This is a genomic window from Pseudomonas sp. (assembly GCF_036387035.1).
Lineage (GTDB): Bacteria > Pseudomonadota > Gammaproteobacteria > Pseudomonadales > Pseudomonadaceae > Aquipseudomonas.
Window position 1 is genome coordinate 1 of the sequence record NZ_DASVUM010000109.1, and the last position, 16,785, is coordinate 16,785.

Here is a 16,785-nt window from a genome sequence, read left to right on the forward strand (position 1 = left end):
TACACCGTGCTGATCGAACAGGATTCGATGAATGATCCGGTCGCCGACGAGGTGCGTTCGCTGCTCGACGGCCACATCGTGCTGTCGCGCAAACTGGCCGAGCGCGGTCATTACCCGGCCATCGACGTGCAGGCCAGCATCAGCCGGATCATCAGCAACGTCACCGGCCGCGAGCACCAGCAGGCGAACAACCGACTGCGTCGCTTGATGGCGGCGTACAAGCAGGTGGAAATGCTCCTGCGCCTGGGCGAATACCAGCCCGGCAGCGACCCGGTCACCGACTGCGCCGTGCGGTTGAATGAGCCGATCAATGCGTTCCTGCGTCAGGACCTGCGCGAGCCGGTGCGGCTCCAGGAAACCCTCGCCGCACTGATGCAGCTCACCTCGCAATTGCCGGAGTGATGGCGTGGAAGAAGAACTCGAAGTCGACCCGCAAACCCTTGCCATGGAGCAGGTGATCACCGTGCTGACGCCGTTGCGACAGCATCGACAAGCCAGCGCCGAACGGGCGCAACGCCAGGCGCAACAGGCGCTGGAGCACCTGCACGAACACCTTCAGCAGACCCGCGATTCTTACGCGCAGGAACGCCATAACCAGCGCGAACGCCGGGAGGTCTTGAGCAGCGCGCACGTCAACAAAGCCATGTCGCTGGACGACCTCGAACGCTGGCACGAGAAGGAAAACCGCATGCTCGACCGGCTGGCGTATATCCGGCAGGACATGGCCCGGCAAGAGCTGGGCATTGAAGAGCAACAGCAGCGTCTGGCCGACGCGAAAGACGCGGCGAAGGCGTCCCAGCGCGCCGTGGAAAAACTGGCCTGTCTGGCTGAGGCCCTCAACGAACAAGGTGAATCGTGATGAATAGCCCCGTCCAAACCCCGCCTCGCCCGCAATCGCAGCCCCGTGCCGATGCGTCGCGCGCGCCCTCGCCTTCCCCTGCCGCGCCAGGTGAAGCGCGTCAGCCGCTGACCAGTGTTCGGCGTGCCGATGCCGAACGCCTGCGCCGGCTGTGTGATGACTCCGCGTCACCCGCCTCGTTAAGCGCCGATGGCTTGTTTTTCTCCCAATTGCTGGTGCCGGCAGTCACGGAACAGCAGAGCGAATCAAGCTTCGCCGGGAGCCACCTCAGCACGTTGTTTCCCGCTGAGGGCGTGCCGGTGCAATTGATCGACGAGCTCGCGCAACGCCTGCCGCAGCAGCCGGACGGTCCGTTGAGCTTGACCTTGCTGATGCCCCATCTGGGCAAGGTGCAGGTCAACGCCAGCAAGCGCGACAACCAGTGGAGCATCGAACTGGGCTTCGCCCGCCGGGGCGTGCTGAAACGCTTGCAGCCCCATCAACGCAACTGCGAAAGCGCGCTGGAGCAGGCGCTGGGCTGTGACGTTGACCTGTCGTTGCATGAGGAGGCATAGGCAATGAACCCGGACATGAATTCGGACGTGAGCAACGTGGACATGGGTGGATTGGACGTGAACCACCTGAACATCAGCCGCCCGAACCCTGTAGGACTGGCTTTAGCCGGGAACGCCTCATTCAGTCCGCTACAACTGCGGGAAGTCAGCAGCGACGTCGCCGAGGCCTCGCGCCTGCTGGGCGCCGGTGTGAGCTGCGCCTACACCGCCCAGGGCCAGCGCGGCGAACTGTCCCTGCGTTTGATACCCGACGATGACCGCCCGCCCCTCGTAGGACCGGCCTCAGCCGGGAACGCGTCATCGCTGACGTGGTTCGACAGCGCCCTCGGCCGCTTCGCCCTGAGCGACGCCGAAGCGGTGCTCAGCCTGCTCGGTGAACTGCCGGTCACCCTCGGCGGCGAGCACCAGCCGTGGTACTGGCAATTGGTGAATCAGCGGATGAGTGCCGAACTGGCGGAACTGCTTTGCCCTCTGCGGCCACTCAGCGATATCACTGCGCTGTCCGCCGATGACCAAAGCCCGGACGCCGCCCCGATGACCTGCCGATTGCAGCTGCGGCTGGGCTCGCAGGTTCTGCACGGTCAGCTGTGCGCCGATGCGCGGTTCATTCTGCAACTGCTCGGCAGCCACCATTGGCAGCCGCGCCGGCAGAACGTCGCGCAAGACTGGCCTGTCTGCCAGCCGCTGGTGCTGGGCGAGCTGTCCTTGAGCCTCGATCAGTTGGCGTCGCTGCAGCCGGGGGACGTGCTGCTGCCGTCGTTGTGTCATTTCGACGACGAGGGCGGCGGTCGGCTGCAACTGGCGGGTCGGCAATGGGCAGTGCAGACGGACAGCCGCGCACTGCAGCTGTATGTACGGTTCAGCCACGAGGAAGACTTGGGACATGGTCAATGAAGAAGTGTACGAAGACGATATCGAGGACCTGGCCGATGATGAGTCAATTGAGCCAACGCTGAATCAGGCGCCGGATCAGAGTAGGACCGGCTTCAGCCGGGAAGCTTTTGACGACGCCGAGCATCACGCCACCGAAAGCGAGTGGCAGGATGAGTCCGAGGGCTACGCCAATACGCAGCACGCGGGCGAGCCTTACGAGCCCCAATCAGCGGAACCCCTCACCGCCCTCGATTCTCTCGACCAACTGCCACTTGCCCTGACCCTGCGCTGCGGCAGCCTCGAACTGACCCTTGGCGACCTGCGCCGTATCGCGGCCGGCACGGTGTTGCCGGTCAACGGGGTCACCCCCGGCTTCGCCACCTTGTGCCACGGCGAACGCGTCGTCGCAGAGGGCGAGCTGGTCAGCGTCGAGGGCCGCCTCGGCCTGCAGATCACCCGCATGGCGTCCCACGCATGATCATGGACGGGATGAACCCGGTGATGCTGGCGCTGTTTCTGGGCGCCCTGTCGTTGATTCCGTTTCTGTTGATCGTCTGCACGGCGTTTCTCAAGATCGCCATGACGCTGCTGATCACCCGCAACGCCATCGGCGTGCAGCAAGTGCCGCCGAACATGGCGCTCTACGGCATCGCCCTGGCCGCGACGATGTTCGTCATGGCCCCCGTCGCCCACGAAATCCAGCAACGGGTACACGATCACCCGCTGGAGATGGGCAGCACCGACAAGTTGCAGGCCAGCGCCAACACCGTCATCGAGCCGCTGCAACGCTTCATGAGCCGCAACACCGACCCCGAGGTTGTTGCCCATCTGCTCGACAACACGCAACGCATGTGGCCCAAGGAAATGGCCGACCAGGCCAGCAAAAGCGATCTGCTGCTGGCGGTGCCCGCCTTCGTGTTGTCCGAGCTGCAGGCCGGTTTCCAGATCGGCTTTCTGATCTACATCCCGTTCATCGTCATCGACCTGATCGTCTCCAACCTGCTGCTGGCGCTGGGCATGCAGATGGTCTCGCCGATGACCATTTCGCTGCCCCTCAAACTGCTGCTGTTCGTGCTGGTGCAAGGCTGGACGCGCTTGCTTGACAGCCTTTTCTATTCCTACATGTGAGGCAGTGATGGAAGCGCTGGCGTTGTTCAAACAGGGCATGTTTCTGGTGGTGATCCTCACGGCGCCGCCGTTGGGCGTGGCCGTGTTGGTCGGGGTCATCACCTCGCTGTTGCAGGCGCTGATGCAGATCCAGGACCAGACGCTGCCGTTCGGCATCAAGCTCGCCGCCGTCGGCCTGACCCTGGCCATGACCGGGCGCTGGATCGGCGTCGAGCTGATCCAGTTCATCAACATGGCCTTCGACCTCATCGCCCGGTCCGGGGGCGCGCACTAGATGCCCTTCGACGCCCAGGGGCTGTTTGAACTGATGCTGGGCATGGGTCTGGCGGCCGCACGGATACTGCCGTGCATGATTCTGGTGCCGGCCTTCTGCTTCAAATACCTCAAGGGCCCGCTGCGTTACGCCGTGGTGCTGGTGGTGTCGATGGTGCCGGCGCCAGGCATCAGTCGCGCGCTGTCGGGCATGAACGATGACTGGTTTTCCATCGGCGCACTGCTGCTCAAGGAAGCGGTGCTCGGCACCTTGCTCGGTCTGTTGCTGTACGCGCCGTTCTGGATGTTTGCCTCGGTGGGCGCCCTGCTCGACAGCCAGCGCGGCGCCTTGAGCGGCGGCCAACTGAACCCGGCGCTGGGGCCCGACGCGACGCCGCTGGGCGAGCTGTTTCAGGAAACCCTGATCATGCTGGTGATTCTGTCCGGCGGGCTGTCGCTGATCACCCAGGTGATCTGGGACAGTTACCAGGTCTGGCCGCCCACCGCGTGGCTGCCCGGCATGACGGTCGAGGGGCTGGACCTGTTCCTGGAACAGCTAAACCAGACCCTGCAGCACATGATGCTCTACGCCGCACCATTCATTGGTTTGTTGCTGCTGATCGAGGCCGCGCTGGCGATCATCGGCCTGTATGCGCAGCAGTTGAACGTGTCGATTCTGGCCATGCCGGCGAAAAGCATGGCGGGCATCGCCTTCCTGCTCATCTACCTGCCGACCCTGCTGGAACTGGGCAACGGACAGATCATGCAACTGGCCGATCTGAAGCACCTGCTCGGCCAGCTGGTGCATGTGCCGTGAGCGAAAAAACCGAAAAGGCCACGCCCAAACAACTGCGCGATGCCCGCGAAAAAGGCCAGGTCGGGCAGAGTCAGGACCTGAGCAAGCTGCTGGTGCTGTTGGTCGTGAGCGAAGTGACCTTTGGCCTGGCGGACGAAAGTGTCGCGCGGTTGCTTCATCTGATGACGCTGTCCTTCCAGGGGGTTGGCCAACCCTTCATGCACACGCTCGAGCAGGTCGCCAGCGAAGGCGCGAGCGTGTTGATCGGGTTCATTTTGAGCAGCGTCGGCGTCGCCATGTTGATGCGCCTGGTGGGCAGCTGGATACAAATCGGGTTTCTGTTTGCGCCCAAGGCGCTGAAGCTGGACTTCAACAAGCTCAACCCGTTCGCCCACGCCAAGCAGATGTTCTCGGCGCAGAGCCTGACGACCTTGCTGCTCAGTATTTTGAAGGCCACGGCCATCGCGGCGACGCTGTATGCGGTGGTGAAGCCGTCACTGGGCACGCTGGTTTTGCTGTCGAGCACGGACCTGACGACGTACTGGCACGCGCTGTTGGAAGTGTTCCGTCATATCTTGCGGGCGACGCTGGGCTTGTTGTTGGTGATCGGCGCGGTGGACTTTGCGCTGCAGAAGTATTTTCACGCCAAGAAGCTGCGGATGAGCCATGAGGACATCAAGAAGGAATACAAGCAGTCGGAGGGCGACCCGCATGTGAAGGGTCATCGTCGGCAATTGGCCCATGAGTTGTTGAACCAGGCACCGACCGCGCCGGCCAGGCCGGTGGAGGACGCCGACATGCTGGTGGTGAACCCGACGCATTATGCAGTGGCGCTGTATTACCGTCCGGGCACGACGCCATTGCCTCAGGTTCATTGCAAGGGTGAGGATGATGAGGCGCTGGCGTTGATTGCGCGGGCGAAGAAGGCGGGGATTCCGGTGGTGCAGAGTGTCTGGCTGGCGCGCACGCTTTATAAGGTCAAGGCGGGCAAGTACATCCCGCGAACGACGTTGTTGGCGGTGGCGAATATTTATCAGATCGTGCGGCAGCTGGAGGAAGTGACGGATGAGGTCATCCAGATAGAGGATCGTTGATCAAGGCCAGGATCAGGATCAGGATCAAGGTCAAGAGCGTCTGCCTGGGGGCAGACTGTTTCGCCTTCGGCGAGTTACTTGGAAAAGTCGAAAGTCGCACCACCCCCAAGTAACCAAGGGTGCTTGCTCCTGGTTGGGCTCCTCCTGCGTCGGAGTACCTTCACTCCGGCCCCGCTCCGTGGGCCCGCGCCGAACGGACATCCATGTCCGCAACGGCGCTCTCGCCGCATCCATGCGGCTCGACCCACTCCACGAGACCTGCGTTCAGCCTGCACCCAAGTCGCGATTGGCGGTGACTGGGCTTTTTGTGTAGGAAGATCAAAAGCAGATCAGAAGCAGATCAGAAGCAGATCAGAAGCAGATCAGGAGCAGATCAGGAGCAGATCAGGAGCAGATCAGAAGCAGGTCAGAAGCTTCCCGGCTGAAGCCGGTCCCACTAGCGGCAACGCATTCAGTCAGTGGGACCGGCTTTAGCCGGGAAGCCTTTGATCTTGATCGTTCCCACGCTCCGCGTGGTAACGCCGCCCCGGACGCTCTGCGTCCTGCGAACGACGCGGATTCAAGCCTGAGGAAGTGACGCGGAGCGTCGCGGGATGCGTTCCCACGCGGAGCGTGGGGAACGATCAGTATCGGGCGTTGAGCCGCTGGTTTGATGGCACCCAGACCGGCCCCTTCCCGGCTGAAGCCGGTCCCACTAACGGCAACGCATTCAGTCAGTCAGTCAGTCAGTCAGTCAGTCAGTCAGTTAGTTAGTTAGTTAGTTAGCTAGTTAGCTAGTTAGCTAGTTAGCTAGTTAGTTAGTTAGTTAGCTAGTTAGCTAGTTAGTTAGTTAGCTAGTTAGTTAGTTAGTTAGTTAGTTAGTTAGTTAGCTAGTTAGTTAGTTAGTTAGTTAGTTAGTTAGTTAGTTAATTAGTTAGTTAGTTAGTTAATTAGTGGGACCGGCTTTAGCCGGGAAGCAGTTGATCTGCTGTGATCTTCATACACAGAAAGCACAGACACCACACATCGCGACTTGGGTGCAGGCCGAACGCAGGCGACGCGCAGTGGGCCGAGCCGCATGGATGCGGCGAGAGCGCCGTCAGGACATGGATGTCCGTTCGGCGCGGGCCCACGGAGCGTCGTCGGAGTGAGGGTATTCCGACGAAGGAGGAACCCAACCAGGAGCAGGCACCCTTGGTTACTTGGGGTGCTTTTCCAAGTAACTCGCCGAAGGCGAAACAGTCTGCCCCCAGGCAGACGCCCTTGATCTTGAAGATCTTGATCTTGATCCTGATCTTGATCTTGATCTTGAATTACTGAAGCACATCACTCAAATGCCCCAACCCCGCCAACTCCAACTCCTGCCGCCGGATACTGTCCAGACTCACCGGCGACTCCTGCGCATCAGCCACCGCATGCCACACCACGAAATCCCGTTGCACATCCAAAAACAAAAAGAAATCGTTAAACAACTCCGCCTGCGAAAACCGCCGCTCCAACGCATCGCGCAACTGCTCCGGACGCAACGCCCGACCCTCGATATGAAGCGCAATGCCCCAGTCCCGGTGCTCACGTCGACTGACAAACGCCACGCCCGCCGCCACCGGCCAGATCGCCGCACGCTCGGCGGCGACATGGGCATAAAACGCTGCTTTTTCCGATACCCGAATCATGCTCAGTCCTTCAATGGCACCACAGAGAAATCCTGCTCATGGTCACGCTCATCAATCCCCTGACGCATGTCCGGCGGCCACCAGATCACCAACTCGCGATCATTGGAATCCGGCCGCTTGCACGAATAACCCGAGCATCCATGCGTGGCACACCCTGCCAGCGTGGCGACAACCATAAACAGCATAAGCAAACCGCGCAGGTTCATCGTGTAGCCCCCTTGAGCAGCGAAGGTCGGTTCTGTTTAGCCTTGCTCGACACCTGCGGCTGGCGCAGAGCGATGTAGATTTCACTCTCTGCCCCCGGCTGCAGCCAGGCATGGGGCCAGGCGCTGACGCCCATGACCCAGCGCCCGCCGCAGCGGCTTTCGTCGATGCGCACCGGTTTGCTGGTGGTGTTACGCGCCACGACCACCGCGATCCCCCAGTCCTTGCGGGTAAACCACTGTGAACGCTGGCGATCCAGGGTCAGGCCGACGCCGGGGTCACACAGGCTGTCCGCTTCAAAGGGCAAGGTCTCGCCACTGCTAAAGCCCACCGGCGTTACGCCGTCGAGCAGCTGAGTGAAGGCGTTCTGCACATCGCTACGGGTGGGCTGTTCGCCGCCGTCGCGCCGTTCCTTGATGCGCTTCATCTGGTCGTCGACGTCATGGGGGTTGCCGTTCTGGACGTAGCGCGCCGGGTTGATCTGATCGCCGATCAGCCGCGGCGTGAGGATGAACAGGCGCTCACGCTGGTTCAGCTCGCGACTGCGCGATTGAAACAGCAGCTTGCCGATCACCGGGATGTCGCCTAGCAGCGGGATCTTGTTGACTTTGTCGGTGGTTTCCAGCCCGTGGAATCCGCCGATGACCAGCGAGCCGTGCTCGGCGATCACCGCCTGCGTGCTGACGTTGCCCTTGCGCACGGCCGGCTGGTCTTCGTTGATTTGTGAGGTGTCGATCTGGCCGTCTTCGATGTCGACGATCAGTTGCACCTGGGATTTACCGTTCTGGTCCAGCGAACGCGGGATCACCTGCAGGCTGGTGCCGGCCGTGATGGCCTGGATGTCGGCGACGCGTTCGGAGGTGGCGGTCAGGTATTCAGTGCGGCTGAAGTCGATCACCGCCGGCTGGTTTTCCAGGGTCAGGATCGATGGATTGCCGATCACCGACGCCGCGCCGTTGCCTTCGAGGGCGTGCAGGTCCGCCGAGAACTTGCCAGCGTCCTGAATGAACAACGTGGTGCTGGTGCCCTGCTCGAACAGGTTGGCGCCGCCGCTCACGCTGCCGCCTTTGAAATTCCAGCGGCTGGACAGCTGCGCCAGCTCGTTGCGGTCGATGTCGAGGATCACCGCGTCGATCTCGATCAGGTTACGCGGCATGTCCAGTTCCTTGACCAGCTTCTCGTACATCCCCCGGCGCTTGGGCAGGTCATAAATCAGCACCGCGTTGTTGCGCACGTCGGCGCTGACGCGAATCTTCGAGCGGCCTGCCGCTTCGCTGGAGGACCCGCCGCGCTTGCCCTTGGAACCCAGCACCCGGTCCAGCCCCTGTTCGATGGCGCCGGTGTCAAACCCCTGGCTTTGCATCCCGCCGTAATTCAAGCCAGAGGACGTGGCGCCGCCGCCCCCAGCCCCTGCCCCGCCCTGCCCTTGCAGCAGGTTGACGCCGTTGATGGACTCGCCACGGGAACGGCTTTCCAGCAGTTCCTGAAGAATGCTGGCCACGCCGGCGACGGTGAGCTGTTGATCGCGGTAGCGGATGGTGCGGTCGGCGGCGTTGGCGTACTTCAGCGGCAGCACCACGATGTCCTGCTTCTCGGCTTTTTCCGGCGCCTCGACCTTCTTGCTGTACGTGCGCACAAAGTCGACGTACTTGGCCGGACCGCGCACCAGCACCACGCCTTCGTCGGGCAGTGCGCCCCAGCCAAAACGCTTGTCCAGCAGACCGACATCGGACAATGCCTGCTGCAGGTCGTCGACCGCCTCGGGCGACACTTCGATGCGCGCCGAGGTTTGTTCGCTGGTCGGGCTGATGTACAGGGTTTCGTTGTACACGAACCACTGAAAGTGATGCTCCTGACCCAGTCGGTCGAGGAATTCCTGCGGGTTCTGCGCACGAATGCGCCCGTCGAGGGTGCCCTGCATCGCCGGCATGTCCAGGCCGATGCCGAACTCCTTGGCGAAGTCCGCCAGCGCCGTTCTCAGATCGGTCTGCCGCGCATCGTACGCGTAGGCGGTGTGTTTCCAGGCATCAGGCACCGCTGCCAGCGCCGGCGCGCCGATGCCGATCATCAGCAAAGGCAACCACATTAAGGCCTTGCGCATTTCACACTCCCGGTTGCCAGGTATTGAGGGTCGAGCGCGATGCAGAAGCTGTCGCGCTGCGAATCGAGGTTTGCATGAGGCTGAGCATCGCGGCGCGCTGATTGGCGAGGCGCTCGAGACGTTCGAGCAGTTGCGTCGGGTGACAGGGGTCGGGGATCCAACTGACCAACACCACGCAGCGGGTGTCGGGGTCGATGGCCAGCCCGCCCTCACAGGCACAGGCCACGCCGGCGCCGCCTTGGGCCAGTACCGCTTCCAGGCGCTGCGGGTCGCTGCCGTCATACGGATCGAGCACATCGAGGCTCAGGCGCACGCCGTTGCCGGACACCGCGAGTCGGGCGTTGGCGTCGTCAATCCAGCAGTCCAGCGGCACGAGCGGACGGCGCTCGCACCACTGGGCGAGGATCGCGCTGAATTCACTGAATTCCATCAATGATCGCTTTGGTAATGCCGTGTTTGGCGCGCAGCCCTTCGTTGAGAATCATGTTGGCGACATTGGTTTGCTGCGATGCATCGCTGAACGCCTGGAAGTCTTCCATGGTGCCGCTGTCCGAGGCGGTTTCGGCGGCGTCCTGCATGTCGTCCTGGGCGCGGGAATAGGAGTGATCGAGGTGGTTTTGCAGGGATTTGAAACTGATCATGCCGGTGGCTCCAACTGAGGGATTCAACCCCTGAGTGGAACCTGCCCGCGCTCCGGTTCCATGAACCGTCACAACAGGGTCAAGAAAAACGCATCAGTGCGCCGATGGCCCCACCAGCCCACGGCGTAGGCTGTCCCAATCGATGTCGTACGCGCCGTTGGCGTCGCTCAGGCGCAACGTCTGCGGCGCCAGCGCCGGGTCACCCTTGAGCTGCCAGTGATCGGCGAAGCGACTGGCTGACAACCACTCGCCAAGGCTGTCGAGCATCTCGGGATGGGCGCTGAGCACGGCCGTGGTTTCGACGAGCTGCCCGGCGGCGAGATTCCTCATCAGCGCGCGACTGCGTTCGGCAAGGCTGGTCTGGTCGAGCAAGTCGGCCAGCGCCTCATTGAGCAAGGCCTCCACCGCCTCCATCGATGCCTCGGCCAACGCCTGCCGCTGCTGCTCCAGCTGCTGCAGAAAATCGTTGGCGCTGTTCCAGAATTGCACCAGCGCCTGATCCTTTTCGTGCTGCGCCCGGGTGTGCGCAGCGGCCAGAATCTGCTCGGCTTCGGCGCGGGCGTTGTCTAGCACTTGCGCAGCGAGCACGGTACCGGCCAGGTCTTCGCGACGCAGGATGTCGGTGACCAGCAACGCAGATGAAGACAGCACGAGACGGCGCTTGGCGAGCATGTTCAGCTCCTGAATGTCAGTCCGGTCAGCAGGAAGAAAACGGCGAGACAGCGGCGAATATCAAGGCGTCGTCACGCGCCACATCACTGAATGCCAGAGGGTTTGCAGTTTGTTTTCGGGAAGTTCGGCGCACGGCGGTGGCAAGGCATCGGGCGCCCATGACAAGCGCAGCCGCGACCAGCAGGACTCGCCCGCCCATGCCGCCAGCAAGAGACGCGCGTCGTTCACCGACCCGTCCAGCCAAACACCGGGCCGCAACGCTTTGGCCACCGCGCGGCACCAGGGCTCATGCACGTACCCGGCGTCATCGCGGCTCGCCTGCTGACCCTGGCCGAAACAGATTCGGCCTGCCAGTGACAGCGCCTGCTGCTGCTGAGCGTCGCCCAGTTGCAGCCATTGCATCAACGAATCAACGGGCGGCGGCGGTTGGCTCGGAGCCACGCCGACGCTGTGCAAAAACACGTTATGGCGGGTCCCCAACAGTTCGGCGCAATCCTCGCGGGTCACGCCGCAATGGTCGGCAAACACTTCGATCCAGTCGGGATGCGCCCATTCCCAAGGCGCGCACCACCAACGAACCCAGTGTTCCTCGGCGCTGCGCATTACGCCCGCACCGGCATGTTTGTACGTTCACTGCGGCGCAGGCCGATGCGTTGCAACAGCGCGTTGCGCCAGTCGCCGCGCAGAATCAGCACGATCAGGGCCACGAGCAACACACCGGCCAGGGGCGCAAGCCACAGCATGCGGTTCCAAAAGCCGACGTGGTCGCTGTCGACCAGAAACGGCCCGAAATTCACCAGCCGTTCGGTGTCTTGAAATTCCGCCGCAGGCACGAACACGATGGCGAATTTCTTGGAGTCCAGCGGCTCGCCGGACATGCCGGGAATGCTGCTGGCGACCATTTGCTGGATGCGGCCGCGCACGCTGTCGGGGTCCAGCGCCGAGGTGTGTTTGATGAACACCGCTGCCGAAGCCGGCTGCACCGGCTCACCCGGCGCGATGCGTTCGGGCAGCACCACATGGACGCGGGCGACGATCACGCCGTCAATCTGCGACAGCGTCGCTTCCAGTTCCTGGGACAGGGCGTAGATGTACCGCGCGCGCTCTTCCAGCGGCGTGGAAATTACCCCTTCTTTCTTGAAGATTTCGCCCAGGCTGGTGCGCGACCGATGCGGAAGGCCGGCGGCATCGAGGATGCGCACGGCGCGGTTGATCTCGGCCGTCGGCACGCTGACGACCACGCCTGTTTTCTCGCTGCGTTTGCGCGCGTCGATGTGCTGGTCGGCGAGGCTGGCGATCACATCATTGGAATCCTGCTCGGACAGCCCGGTAAACAGGTCCGTGTCGTCGCTGCAGCCACTGAGCAACAGCATCAGGCAGATCAGTCCCGCAGTCAGGTATTTCACGGCATGCCTCTACTGCAGGTTGGTCAATTTATCGAGGGCCTGGGCACTCTTGTTGACGACTTTGGTGGTCAGGGCCATCTGCAACGAATACTGCGACAGCGACCGGCTCATCTGAGAGATCTCCAGCGGGTCGTCCGTGGTAGATGCCCGTTTCATCTTGCGCGCCGCTTGCTGCGAGAGTTTGTCGGTGGCACCGAGGCGTTCCGATAACGCGCTGGCGATCTGCTCGGACAGATGGCTCTGCTGCATCGACAGCTCGGGGCGCATGGCGGCGTTGAAGAGATCGACGTCCGCCTGCGAAGGCCCGCTGACCAGTCCCTGATCCAGGTGCGGCTCAAGCTCCGGCGACGGCGATTTGAGTTGATTGACGTGGGAAATGGTCATGTAGGTTTCTCCGGCAGACGGGTCGATGCGTACGGCTTGCGTCAGGACAGGGTGTTGCTGTTGCCACCGCCGCCCACCAGCGCCGACACCAGGGCGGACGCGGCCTGGGCCAGCATGTTTTGCTGATCGTGTTGAGCGAACGGATTTTGCCCACCTGCGCCATTGACGCCGGCACCGTTCTGTTCGGCTTCCAGGCCTTTTTTGATCAGGCCGCTGAGCAGTTGTCCCAGGTCCTGGGTCACACTGCTGCTGCCAGCGCCAGCCTGAGAGGCGTCGTTGACTGGCGTGCCGAGGCCTCCGCCAACGCTGGCGTTCATGCCTTTCTGCAGCAGGTCACCCAACAGTTGACCGAGGTCCTGGTTCAGGCCTTCGGGAGATGCCTGGCCAACGCCGGAGGAATCGGAAGGTGCGAGGCTGCTCACCGGGTTGTTCAGCGCCGAGCCGTCGCCCGCGTCGCCCACGCCGTCTTGCTGCTGGCCAAGTTGCCCGCCGAGAGAATCCAGCGCGGAACGGAAGGCCGCCGTTTCCTTGCCGTCGAGGAAGTTGTCTTCCTTGAGTTCGTTCTTCCATGAGCCGGAATCGGGAGGCGGAAACTTGGCCGGATCCTGCGCCGAGCGCTGGTCCATGAACTCGGCGATCTTTTCCAGCAACGGCATGTCGCCCTTGGAGAAGGTCGTGCCGCTGTCCTGCTTCGTCAGCAGGTCATCCAGCGACGCCTTGGCCAGCCCGTTGAGGGTCTGCGACATCAGGTCCGGGGCGCCGGCACTCGCCTGGCCTGCATCGGCGGCGGCACCAAAGTTGTCGCCCAGCTTGTCTTTGATCACGTCGCTCAATGCGGCCTTGATCATGTCCGGGCTGCCGCCGGTCAGCGCCGCCAACGGATTGCTCTTCTCCATCTGCTTGCCGACCATCTGGCCCAGCGGTGAGTCTTTATCCAGGTGCCCGCCTTTGGTCAGCGCCTGAGCGAGCTGATCGATGACGGCCTTGAGTGACTGGGGAGTCTTGTCGCCGCCCAGCGTCGGGTGAGAAATGACAGTGCCGATGTGCAGGTTTTGCAGCGGATTGCTATTGGCATTGAGACTTAGCATGAAACCTCCATCCTGAGGTGGATGCCCCCTTTTTCAGGGGGCGCTCGGACCGATCAGTAGCTGATGCCCTTGGCGTTCTGCGCCTCGGCACTGATGGCTTTGTTGGCGCTGTCTTCCTTGCCGGAGCGGATAGCGCTGAGGACGTCGTTGGTCTGTTTGCGAATGTCGGCTTCGGTTTGCATGGCAATCAGGCGCGCCTGGCTTGCGTCAGCCTTTTCGGTGGCGGCGCTTTGTGCGGCTTCGGCCTTGGACGGGCCGGCGGCGTCGGTGATGTTGCTCTCCTGCTTGACCTGGGTCACCGCGCTGGCTGCCTGCTGAGCCACTTGTCCGCCCGCGCCGATGGCGCTGTTGGCGAAGTTACCGACCATGGAAATGGGATTCATGTCGAACACTCCTGAGTCTTCACCAGCGAAAGTGCTTGGTGCCAGTGGGTGGCACTCACCTCAGGATCGGTTCCGCGCAAGGCTCAATAAAATTCGGCAACGGGCAGGAAAGCTGCAGACACGGCTGGCTGGACGGAAGGCGTAGCGCCTGAGGCAGAGGGAAAGCGCAGGTCAGACGTCGAGTTCCTTCATGCGGTGGTAGAGCGTGCGACGGGGGATATCGAGCTCCTGACTGACGGCCTCGACGCTGTTGTTGTGTCGCTTGAGCGCCGCCTGAATCAGCGCCTTTTCGATCACCCGCAGCTGCGATTTGAGGCCTGATGACTCGCCCTCTTCGCCTGCCTCCGCGCCCAGCAACGGAAAGCCCATGACATGACGCTTGGCCGCTGATTTCAGTTCACGAATGTTGCCCGGCCAGTCGTGGTTGAGCAGCACGTGACGCAGCACGCCGGTGATCTCGGGCAATGGCAGGCCGGACTCCTGCGCCATGATTTGAGCGAAACGGGTGAACAGCGGGATGATGCGCGCGCGTTGCGAACGCAGCGGCGCCAAAGTCACGGTCAGGACGTTCAAGCGAAAATACAAATCCCGGCGAAAACGCCCCTGCTCGACCATCTCGTCGAGGGAATGCTGGGCCGACGCAATGACGCAGACATCCAGCGCAATCGGTGACGTCGAGCCGAGCCGTTCGACGGAGCGCGTTTCCAGCACCCGCAACAGTTTGGCTTGCAGGCTCAGGGGCATGCTGTCGATCTCGTCCAGGTACAGCGTGCCGCCCTGAGCGGCTTCGATGTAGCCCACCCGCGCCTTGTCGGCGCCGGTGTAGGCGCCACTGACCACGCCGAACAATTCACTCTCGGCGAGGGATTCGGGGATGGCCGCGCAGTTCATTGCGACCAGGCGCCCCTTTCGACCGGACAGCGCGTGGATACGGCTGGCGACCGTGTCCTTGCCGGTCCCGGTCTCACCCGACAACAGCAGATCGATCCCCAACTGGCCAAGGCTGCGGGCAACCACGCGCAGGTTCGGCACGTGGTTGTCGTCCTCCAGCTGCTCATCGAATAACTCGTACACACTCATTCACGACCTCTGGCATTTGAGGGTTACGCGACATTGGCTGCGAGGCTTCATCTGCAGGACAGCGCGCTTGATAGGGCAGATTTTTTATAGGGCTGGCGGGTGGACCTGATCGCGTCGGACTGACGCAGCCTGCGCGCCTGGTGGGACCGCTTCAGCCGGGGCACCGAGTGGACCTGCTTCAGACGGGGCACTTGGTGGGACCGGCTTCAGCCGGGAAGGCGTCAGGCGTCACACCACAAAACCTATGCCGCTCGAGCCGTCCTCTTCCCCGCTGAACCCGGTCCCACTAGGTCAAGACCGCTTCATCCGCATCATTCATCCCCAGCTCCTTCATTCGGTGATACAAGGTGCGCCGAGGAAGGTCGAGCTCCTGCATCACCGCTTTCAGGCTGTGCTTGTGCCGCTTGAAGGCGTCTTCGATGAGCATTCTTTCGATGACACGCAGCTGGGTCTTCAGACCGGTTTCCAGGTCGCGATCCGGCGGTGCATCGCCGCCCAGCAACGGGAAGCCCAACACGAAGCGCTTGGCGGCGGACTTCAACTCGCGGATGTTGCCCGGCCATGAGTGGCTGAGCAGCAACTGCACCAGACGGTTGTCCAGGCCGACGACCGGGCAGCCGAAATCGGCGGCGACTTCCTGGGTGAACTGGTCGAACAACGGCAGAATCTGTTCGCGACGCTTGCGCAAGGCTGGCATTTTGATGGTCAGCACATTGAGCCGAAAAAACAGGTCGCGACGAAACAGCCCTTGTTCCACGAGTTCATCCAGAGGGCGCTGCGCCGAAGCGATGACTCGAAGGTCCACCGGAATAAACGTTGTCGAGCCCAGTCGCTCGATGCCCCGGGTTTCCAGGATGCGCAACAGCTTGGCCTGCAGGCTCAGCGGCATGCTGTCGATCTCGTCCAGGTACAGCGTGCCGCCGCAGGCCGCTTCGATATACCCCTCGCGGGACCGACTGACGCCGGTGTAGGCGCCGTTCACCACCCCGAACAACTGACTCTCCGCCAGGGATTCCGGAATGGCGGCGCAGTTCATGCCAATGAAAGAACCTGTCCGACCGGACAAGTCATGAATGCGTTTAGCCAGCGTGTCTTTACCTGTTCCTGTTTCCCCACACAGCAGCAAATCCATACTCAGGTTTGCGGTATTCAATGCTATCTGCTGGATATCCAGCGCCACATTTTCAGGCTGACACGAACAGTCGCTTACATCGATTTCTTCTTTCATCGATACCTCTCGTCGTGGGAGCAAGCGATTTATTAATACCACGCATTCCAAAGGCAGCCATAATTAAATTTAGTTCCCCAGCGCAGTGAGACATACTTCACACGCCACAGTGCTGGCACTTTGACTTTGTTGACGGCATTAACTAATTATTGGCGAAACATTCAAACGGCTATTTAAAATTAGCCCTTGCCCTCGACTGGAAGATGGACCTACGCGGGATGCAGATGGCCCTTCCGGCGCGAGGACCGCATCATAAAATCTTAATAATCATCAGGTTAGGATCTTCCTGGGTGCGCTGCATTCTGCTCAACCTGGCAACGCAGGCCTCCGCGCGGCCACGGCTCAGTAACTTGTCCGACAATCCTGCTGCCAATGCCGTATCGGGCATGC

General features: G+C 62.0%; 21 protein-coding genes and 1 pseudogene. 9 read left to right on the top strand and 13 right to left on the bottom strand.

The genetic code is table 11. The features are described from left to right. The 9 genes and pseudogenes from VF672_RS10155 to sctU form a co-directional block, all read left to right on the top strand. Positions 1-402, top strand: a pseudogene (locus tag VF672_RS10155) (EscN/YscN/HrcN family type III secretion system ATPase); the annotation flags it as partial. Between the two features lie 4 nt (positions 403-406). Then, the gene (locus tag VF672_RS10160; RefSeq protein WP_331104278.1) at positions 407-859 is read left to right on the top strand and encodes a type III secretion protein; all 453 of its coding nucleotides are present in this window, start codon (positions 407-409) and stop codon (positions 857-859) included. Further along, a complete protein-coding gene (locus VF672_RS10165; protein ID WP_331104280.1) occupies positions 859-1,413 on the top strand; it encodes a type III secretion system HrpP C-terminal domain-containing protein in 555 nt (184 codons plus the stop codon). Before VF672_RS10160 ends, VF672_RS10165 begins: the two co-directional genes overlap by 1 nt. 15 nt (positions 1,414-1,428) lie before the next feature. Then, positions 1,429-2,307 (top strand): type III secretion system protein, encoded by an 879-nt coding sequence (locus VF672_RS10170; RefSeq protein WP_331104282.1) that lies wholly within the window; start codon positions 1,429-1,431, stop codon positions 2,305-2,307. Continuing rightward, on the top strand, positions 2,297-2,764 hold the full coding sequence (locus VF672_RS10175; protein ID WP_331104284.1) for a FliM/FliN family flagellar motor switch protein: 468 nt from the start codon (positions 2,297-2,299) through the stop codon (positions 2,762-2,764). Before VF672_RS10170 ends, VF672_RS10175 begins: the two co-directional genes overlap by 11 nt. Beyond that, positions 2,761-3,414, top strand: coding sequence for a type III secretion system export apparatus subunit SctR (gene sctR, locus VF672_RS10180; RefSeq protein ID WP_331104287.1), 654 nt, complete (start codon positions 2,761-2,763; stop codon positions 3,412-3,414). The genes VF672_RS10175 and sctR overlap by 4 nt, the downstream gene beginning before the upstream one ends. A 7-nt stretch (positions 3,415-3,421) precedes the next feature. Then, complete coding sequence (gene sctS, locus VF672_RS10185; RefSeq protein ID WP_093458684.1) at positions 3,422-3,688, top strand: type III secretion system export apparatus subunit SctS; 267 nt, start codon at positions 3,422-3,424, stop codon at positions 3,686-3,688. After that, positions 3,689-4,483: a type III secretion system export apparatus subunit SctT gene (gene sctT / locus VF672_RS10190; RefSeq protein WP_331104288.1), complete on the top strand. Its 795-nt coding sequence runs from the start codon at positions 3,689-3,691 to the stop codon at positions 4,481-4,483. Beyond that, complete coding sequence (gene sctU / locus VF672_RS10195; protein ID WP_331104290.1) at positions 4,480-5,556, top strand: type III secretion system export apparatus subunit SctU; 1,077 nt, start codon at positions 4,480-4,482, stop codon at positions 5,554-5,556. The genes sctT and sctU overlap by 4 nt, the downstream gene beginning before the upstream one ends. 1,292 nt (positions 5,557-6,848) lie before the next feature. On the opposite strand, the gene VF672_RS10200 is transcribed toward sctU, so the two are convergent. The 13 genes from VF672_RS10200 to VF672_RS10260 all read right to left on the bottom strand — a co-directional run bounded on the left by VF672_RS10200 (position 6,849) and on the right by VF672_RS10260 (position 16,395). Further along, positions 6,849-7,208 carry a type III secretion protein HrpV gene (locus VF672_RS10200; protein WP_331104292.1) on the bottom strand — a complete coding sequence of 120 codons (360 nt, stop codon included), beginning with the start codon at positions 7,206-7,208 and terminating at the stop codon, positions 6,849-6,851. Positions 7,209-7,210: 2 nt separating this feature from the next. Further along, positions 7,211-7,414, bottom strand: a complete 204-nt coding sequence (hrpT, locus tag VF672_RS10205; RefSeq protein WP_331104294.1) for an HrpT family type III secretion system protein — start codon at positions 7,412-7,414, stop codon at positions 7,211-7,213. Next, entirely contained in the window at positions 7,411-9,513 is a 2,103-nt protein-coding gene (gene sctC, locus VF672_RS10210; RefSeq protein WP_331104296.1) for a type III secretion system outer membrane ring subunit SctC, read from the bottom strand. The genes hrpT and sctC overlap by 4 nt, the downstream gene beginning before the upstream one ends. Before the next feature lies 1 nt (position 9,514). Beyond that, positions 9,515-9,943, bottom strand: a complete 429-nt coding sequence (locus VF672_RS10215; RefSeq protein ID WP_331104298.1) for a type III secretion protein — start codon at positions 9,941-9,943, stop codon at positions 9,515-9,517. Continuing rightward, the gene (locus VF672_RS10220; protein ID WP_331104300.1) at positions 9,930-10,154 is read right to left on the bottom strand and encodes a type III secretion protein; all 225 of its coding nucleotides are present in this window, start codon (positions 10,152-10,154) and stop codon (positions 9,930-9,932) included. Before VF672_RS10220 ends, VF672_RS10215 begins: the two co-directional genes overlap by 14 nt. A 93-nt stretch (positions 10,155-10,247) precedes the next feature. Beyond that, on the bottom strand, positions 10,248-10,826 hold the full coding sequence (sctL, locus tag VF672_RS10225; RefSeq protein WP_331104302.1) for a type III secretion system stator protein SctL: 579 nt from the start codon (positions 10,824-10,826) through the stop codon (positions 10,248-10,250). A 60-nt stretch (positions 10,827-10,886) separates the two neighbouring features. Then, positions 10,887-11,429, bottom strand: a complete 543-nt coding sequence (locus VF672_RS10230) for a type III secretion protein (RefSeq protein ID WP_331104304.1) — start codon at positions 11,427-11,429, stop codon at positions 10,887-10,889. Continuing rightward, a complete protein-coding gene (sctJ, locus tag VF672_RS10235; RefSeq protein ID WP_331104306.1) occupies positions 11,429-12,232 on the bottom strand; it encodes a type III secretion system inner membrane ring lipoprotein SctJ in 804 nt (267 codons plus the stop codon). The genes VF672_RS10230 and sctJ overlap by 1 nt, the downstream gene beginning before the upstream one ends. A 9-nt stretch (positions 12,233-12,241) precedes the next feature. Continuing rightward, positions 12,242-12,616 carry a type III secretion system inner rod subunit SctI gene (sctI, locus tag VF672_RS10240; RefSeq protein WP_331104308.1) on the bottom strand — a complete coding sequence of 125 codons (375 nt, stop codon included), beginning with the start codon at positions 12,614-12,616 and terminating at the stop codon, positions 12,242-12,244. A 41-nt stretch (positions 12,617-12,657) separates the two neighbouring features. Then, positions 12,658-13,704, bottom strand: coding sequence for a type III secretion protein HrpZ (locus tag VF672_RS10245; RefSeq protein WP_331104310.1), 1,047 nt, complete (start codon positions 13,702-13,704; stop codon positions 12,658-12,660). 53 nt (positions 13,705-13,757) lie between these two features. Continuing rightward, positions 13,758-14,087, bottom strand: coding sequence for a hypothetical protein (locus VF672_RS10250; RefSeq protein ID WP_331104312.1), 330 nt, complete (start codon positions 14,085-14,087; stop codon positions 13,758-13,760). A 171-nt stretch (positions 14,088-14,258) separates the two neighbouring features. After that, complete coding sequence (locus VF672_RS10255) at positions 14,259-15,167, bottom strand: sigma 54-interacting transcriptional regulator (RefSeq protein WP_331104314.1); 909 nt, start codon at positions 15,165-15,167, stop codon at positions 14,259-14,261. 286 nt (positions 15,168-15,453) lie between these two features. Next, positions 15,454-16,395: a sigma-54 dependent transcriptional regulator gene (locus tag VF672_RS10260; protein ID WP_331104316.1), complete on the bottom strand. Its 942-nt coding sequence runs from the start codon at positions 16,393-16,395 to the stop codon at positions 15,454-15,456. Between the last annotated feature and the right edge of the window lie 390 nt (positions 16,396-16,785).

Coding starts and splice junctions, on each gene's coding strand:
- VF672_RS10165 (WP_331104280.1), top strand. CDS start 859: ATGAATAGCCCCGTCCAAACCCCGCCTCGCCCGCAATCGCAGCCCCGT.
- VF672_RS10200 (WP_331104292.1), bottom strand. CDS start 7,208: ATGATTCGGGTATCGGAAAAAGCAGCGTTTTATGCCCATGTCGCCGCC.
- VF672_RS10175 (WP_331104284.1), top strand. CDS start 2,297: ATGGTCAATGAAGAAGTGTACGAAGACGATATCGAGGACCTGGCCGAT.
- VF672_RS10260 (WP_331104316.1), bottom strand. CDS start 16,395: ATGAAAGAAGAAATCGATGTAAGCGACTGTTCGTGTCAGCCTGAAAAT.
- VF672_RS10245 (WP_331104310.1), bottom strand. CDS start 13,704: ATGCTAAGTCTCAATGCCAATAGCAATCCGCTGCAAAACCTGCACATC.
- VF672_RS10230 (WP_331104304.1), bottom strand. CDS start 11,429: ATGCGCAGCGCCGAGGAACACTGGGTTCGTTGGTGGTGCGCGCCTTGG.
- VF672_RS10250 (WP_331104312.1), bottom strand. CDS start 14,087: ATGAATCCCATTTCCATGGTCGGTAACTTCGCCAACAGCGCCATCGGC.
- VF672_RS10215 (WP_331104298.1), bottom strand. CDS start 9,943: ATGGAATTCAGTGAATTCAGCGCGATCCTCGCCCAGTGGTGCGAGCGC.
- VF672_RS10255 (WP_331104314.1), bottom strand. CDS start 15,167: ATGAGTGTGTACGAGTTATTCGATGAGCAGCTGGAGGACGACAACCAC.
- sctC (WP_331104296.1), bottom strand. CDS start 9,513: ATGCGCAAGGCCTTAATGTGGTTGCCTTTGCTGATGATCGGCATCGGC.
- hrpT (WP_331104294.1), bottom strand. CDS start 7,414: ATGAACCTGCGCGGTTTGCTTATGCTGTTTATGGTTGTCGCCACGCTG.
- sctT (WP_331104288.1), top strand. CDS start 3,689: ATGCCCTTCGACGCCCAGGGGCTGTTTGAACTGATGCTGGGCATGGGT.
- sctR (WP_331104287.1), top strand. CDS start 2,761: ATGATCATGGACGGGATGAACCCGGTGATGCTGGCGCTGTTTCTGGGC.
- sctL (WP_331104302.1), bottom strand. CDS start 10,826: ATGCTCGCCAAGCGCCGTCTCGTGCTGTCTTCATCTGCGTTGCTGGTC.
- VF672_RS10170 (WP_331104282.1), top strand. CDS start 1,429: ATGAATTCGGACGTGAGCAACGTGGACATGGGTGGATTGGACGTGAAC.
- VF672_RS10220 (WP_331104300.1), bottom strand. CDS start 10,154: ATGATCAGTTTCAAATCCCTGCAAAACCACCTCGATCACTCCTATTCC.
- sctI (WP_331104308.1), bottom strand. CDS start 12,616: ATGACCATTTCCCACGTCAATCAACTCAAATCGCCGTCGCCGGAGCTT.
- sctS (WP_093458684.1), top strand. CDS start 3,422: ATGGAAGCGCTGGCGTTGTTCAAACAGGGCATGTTTCTGGTGGTGATC.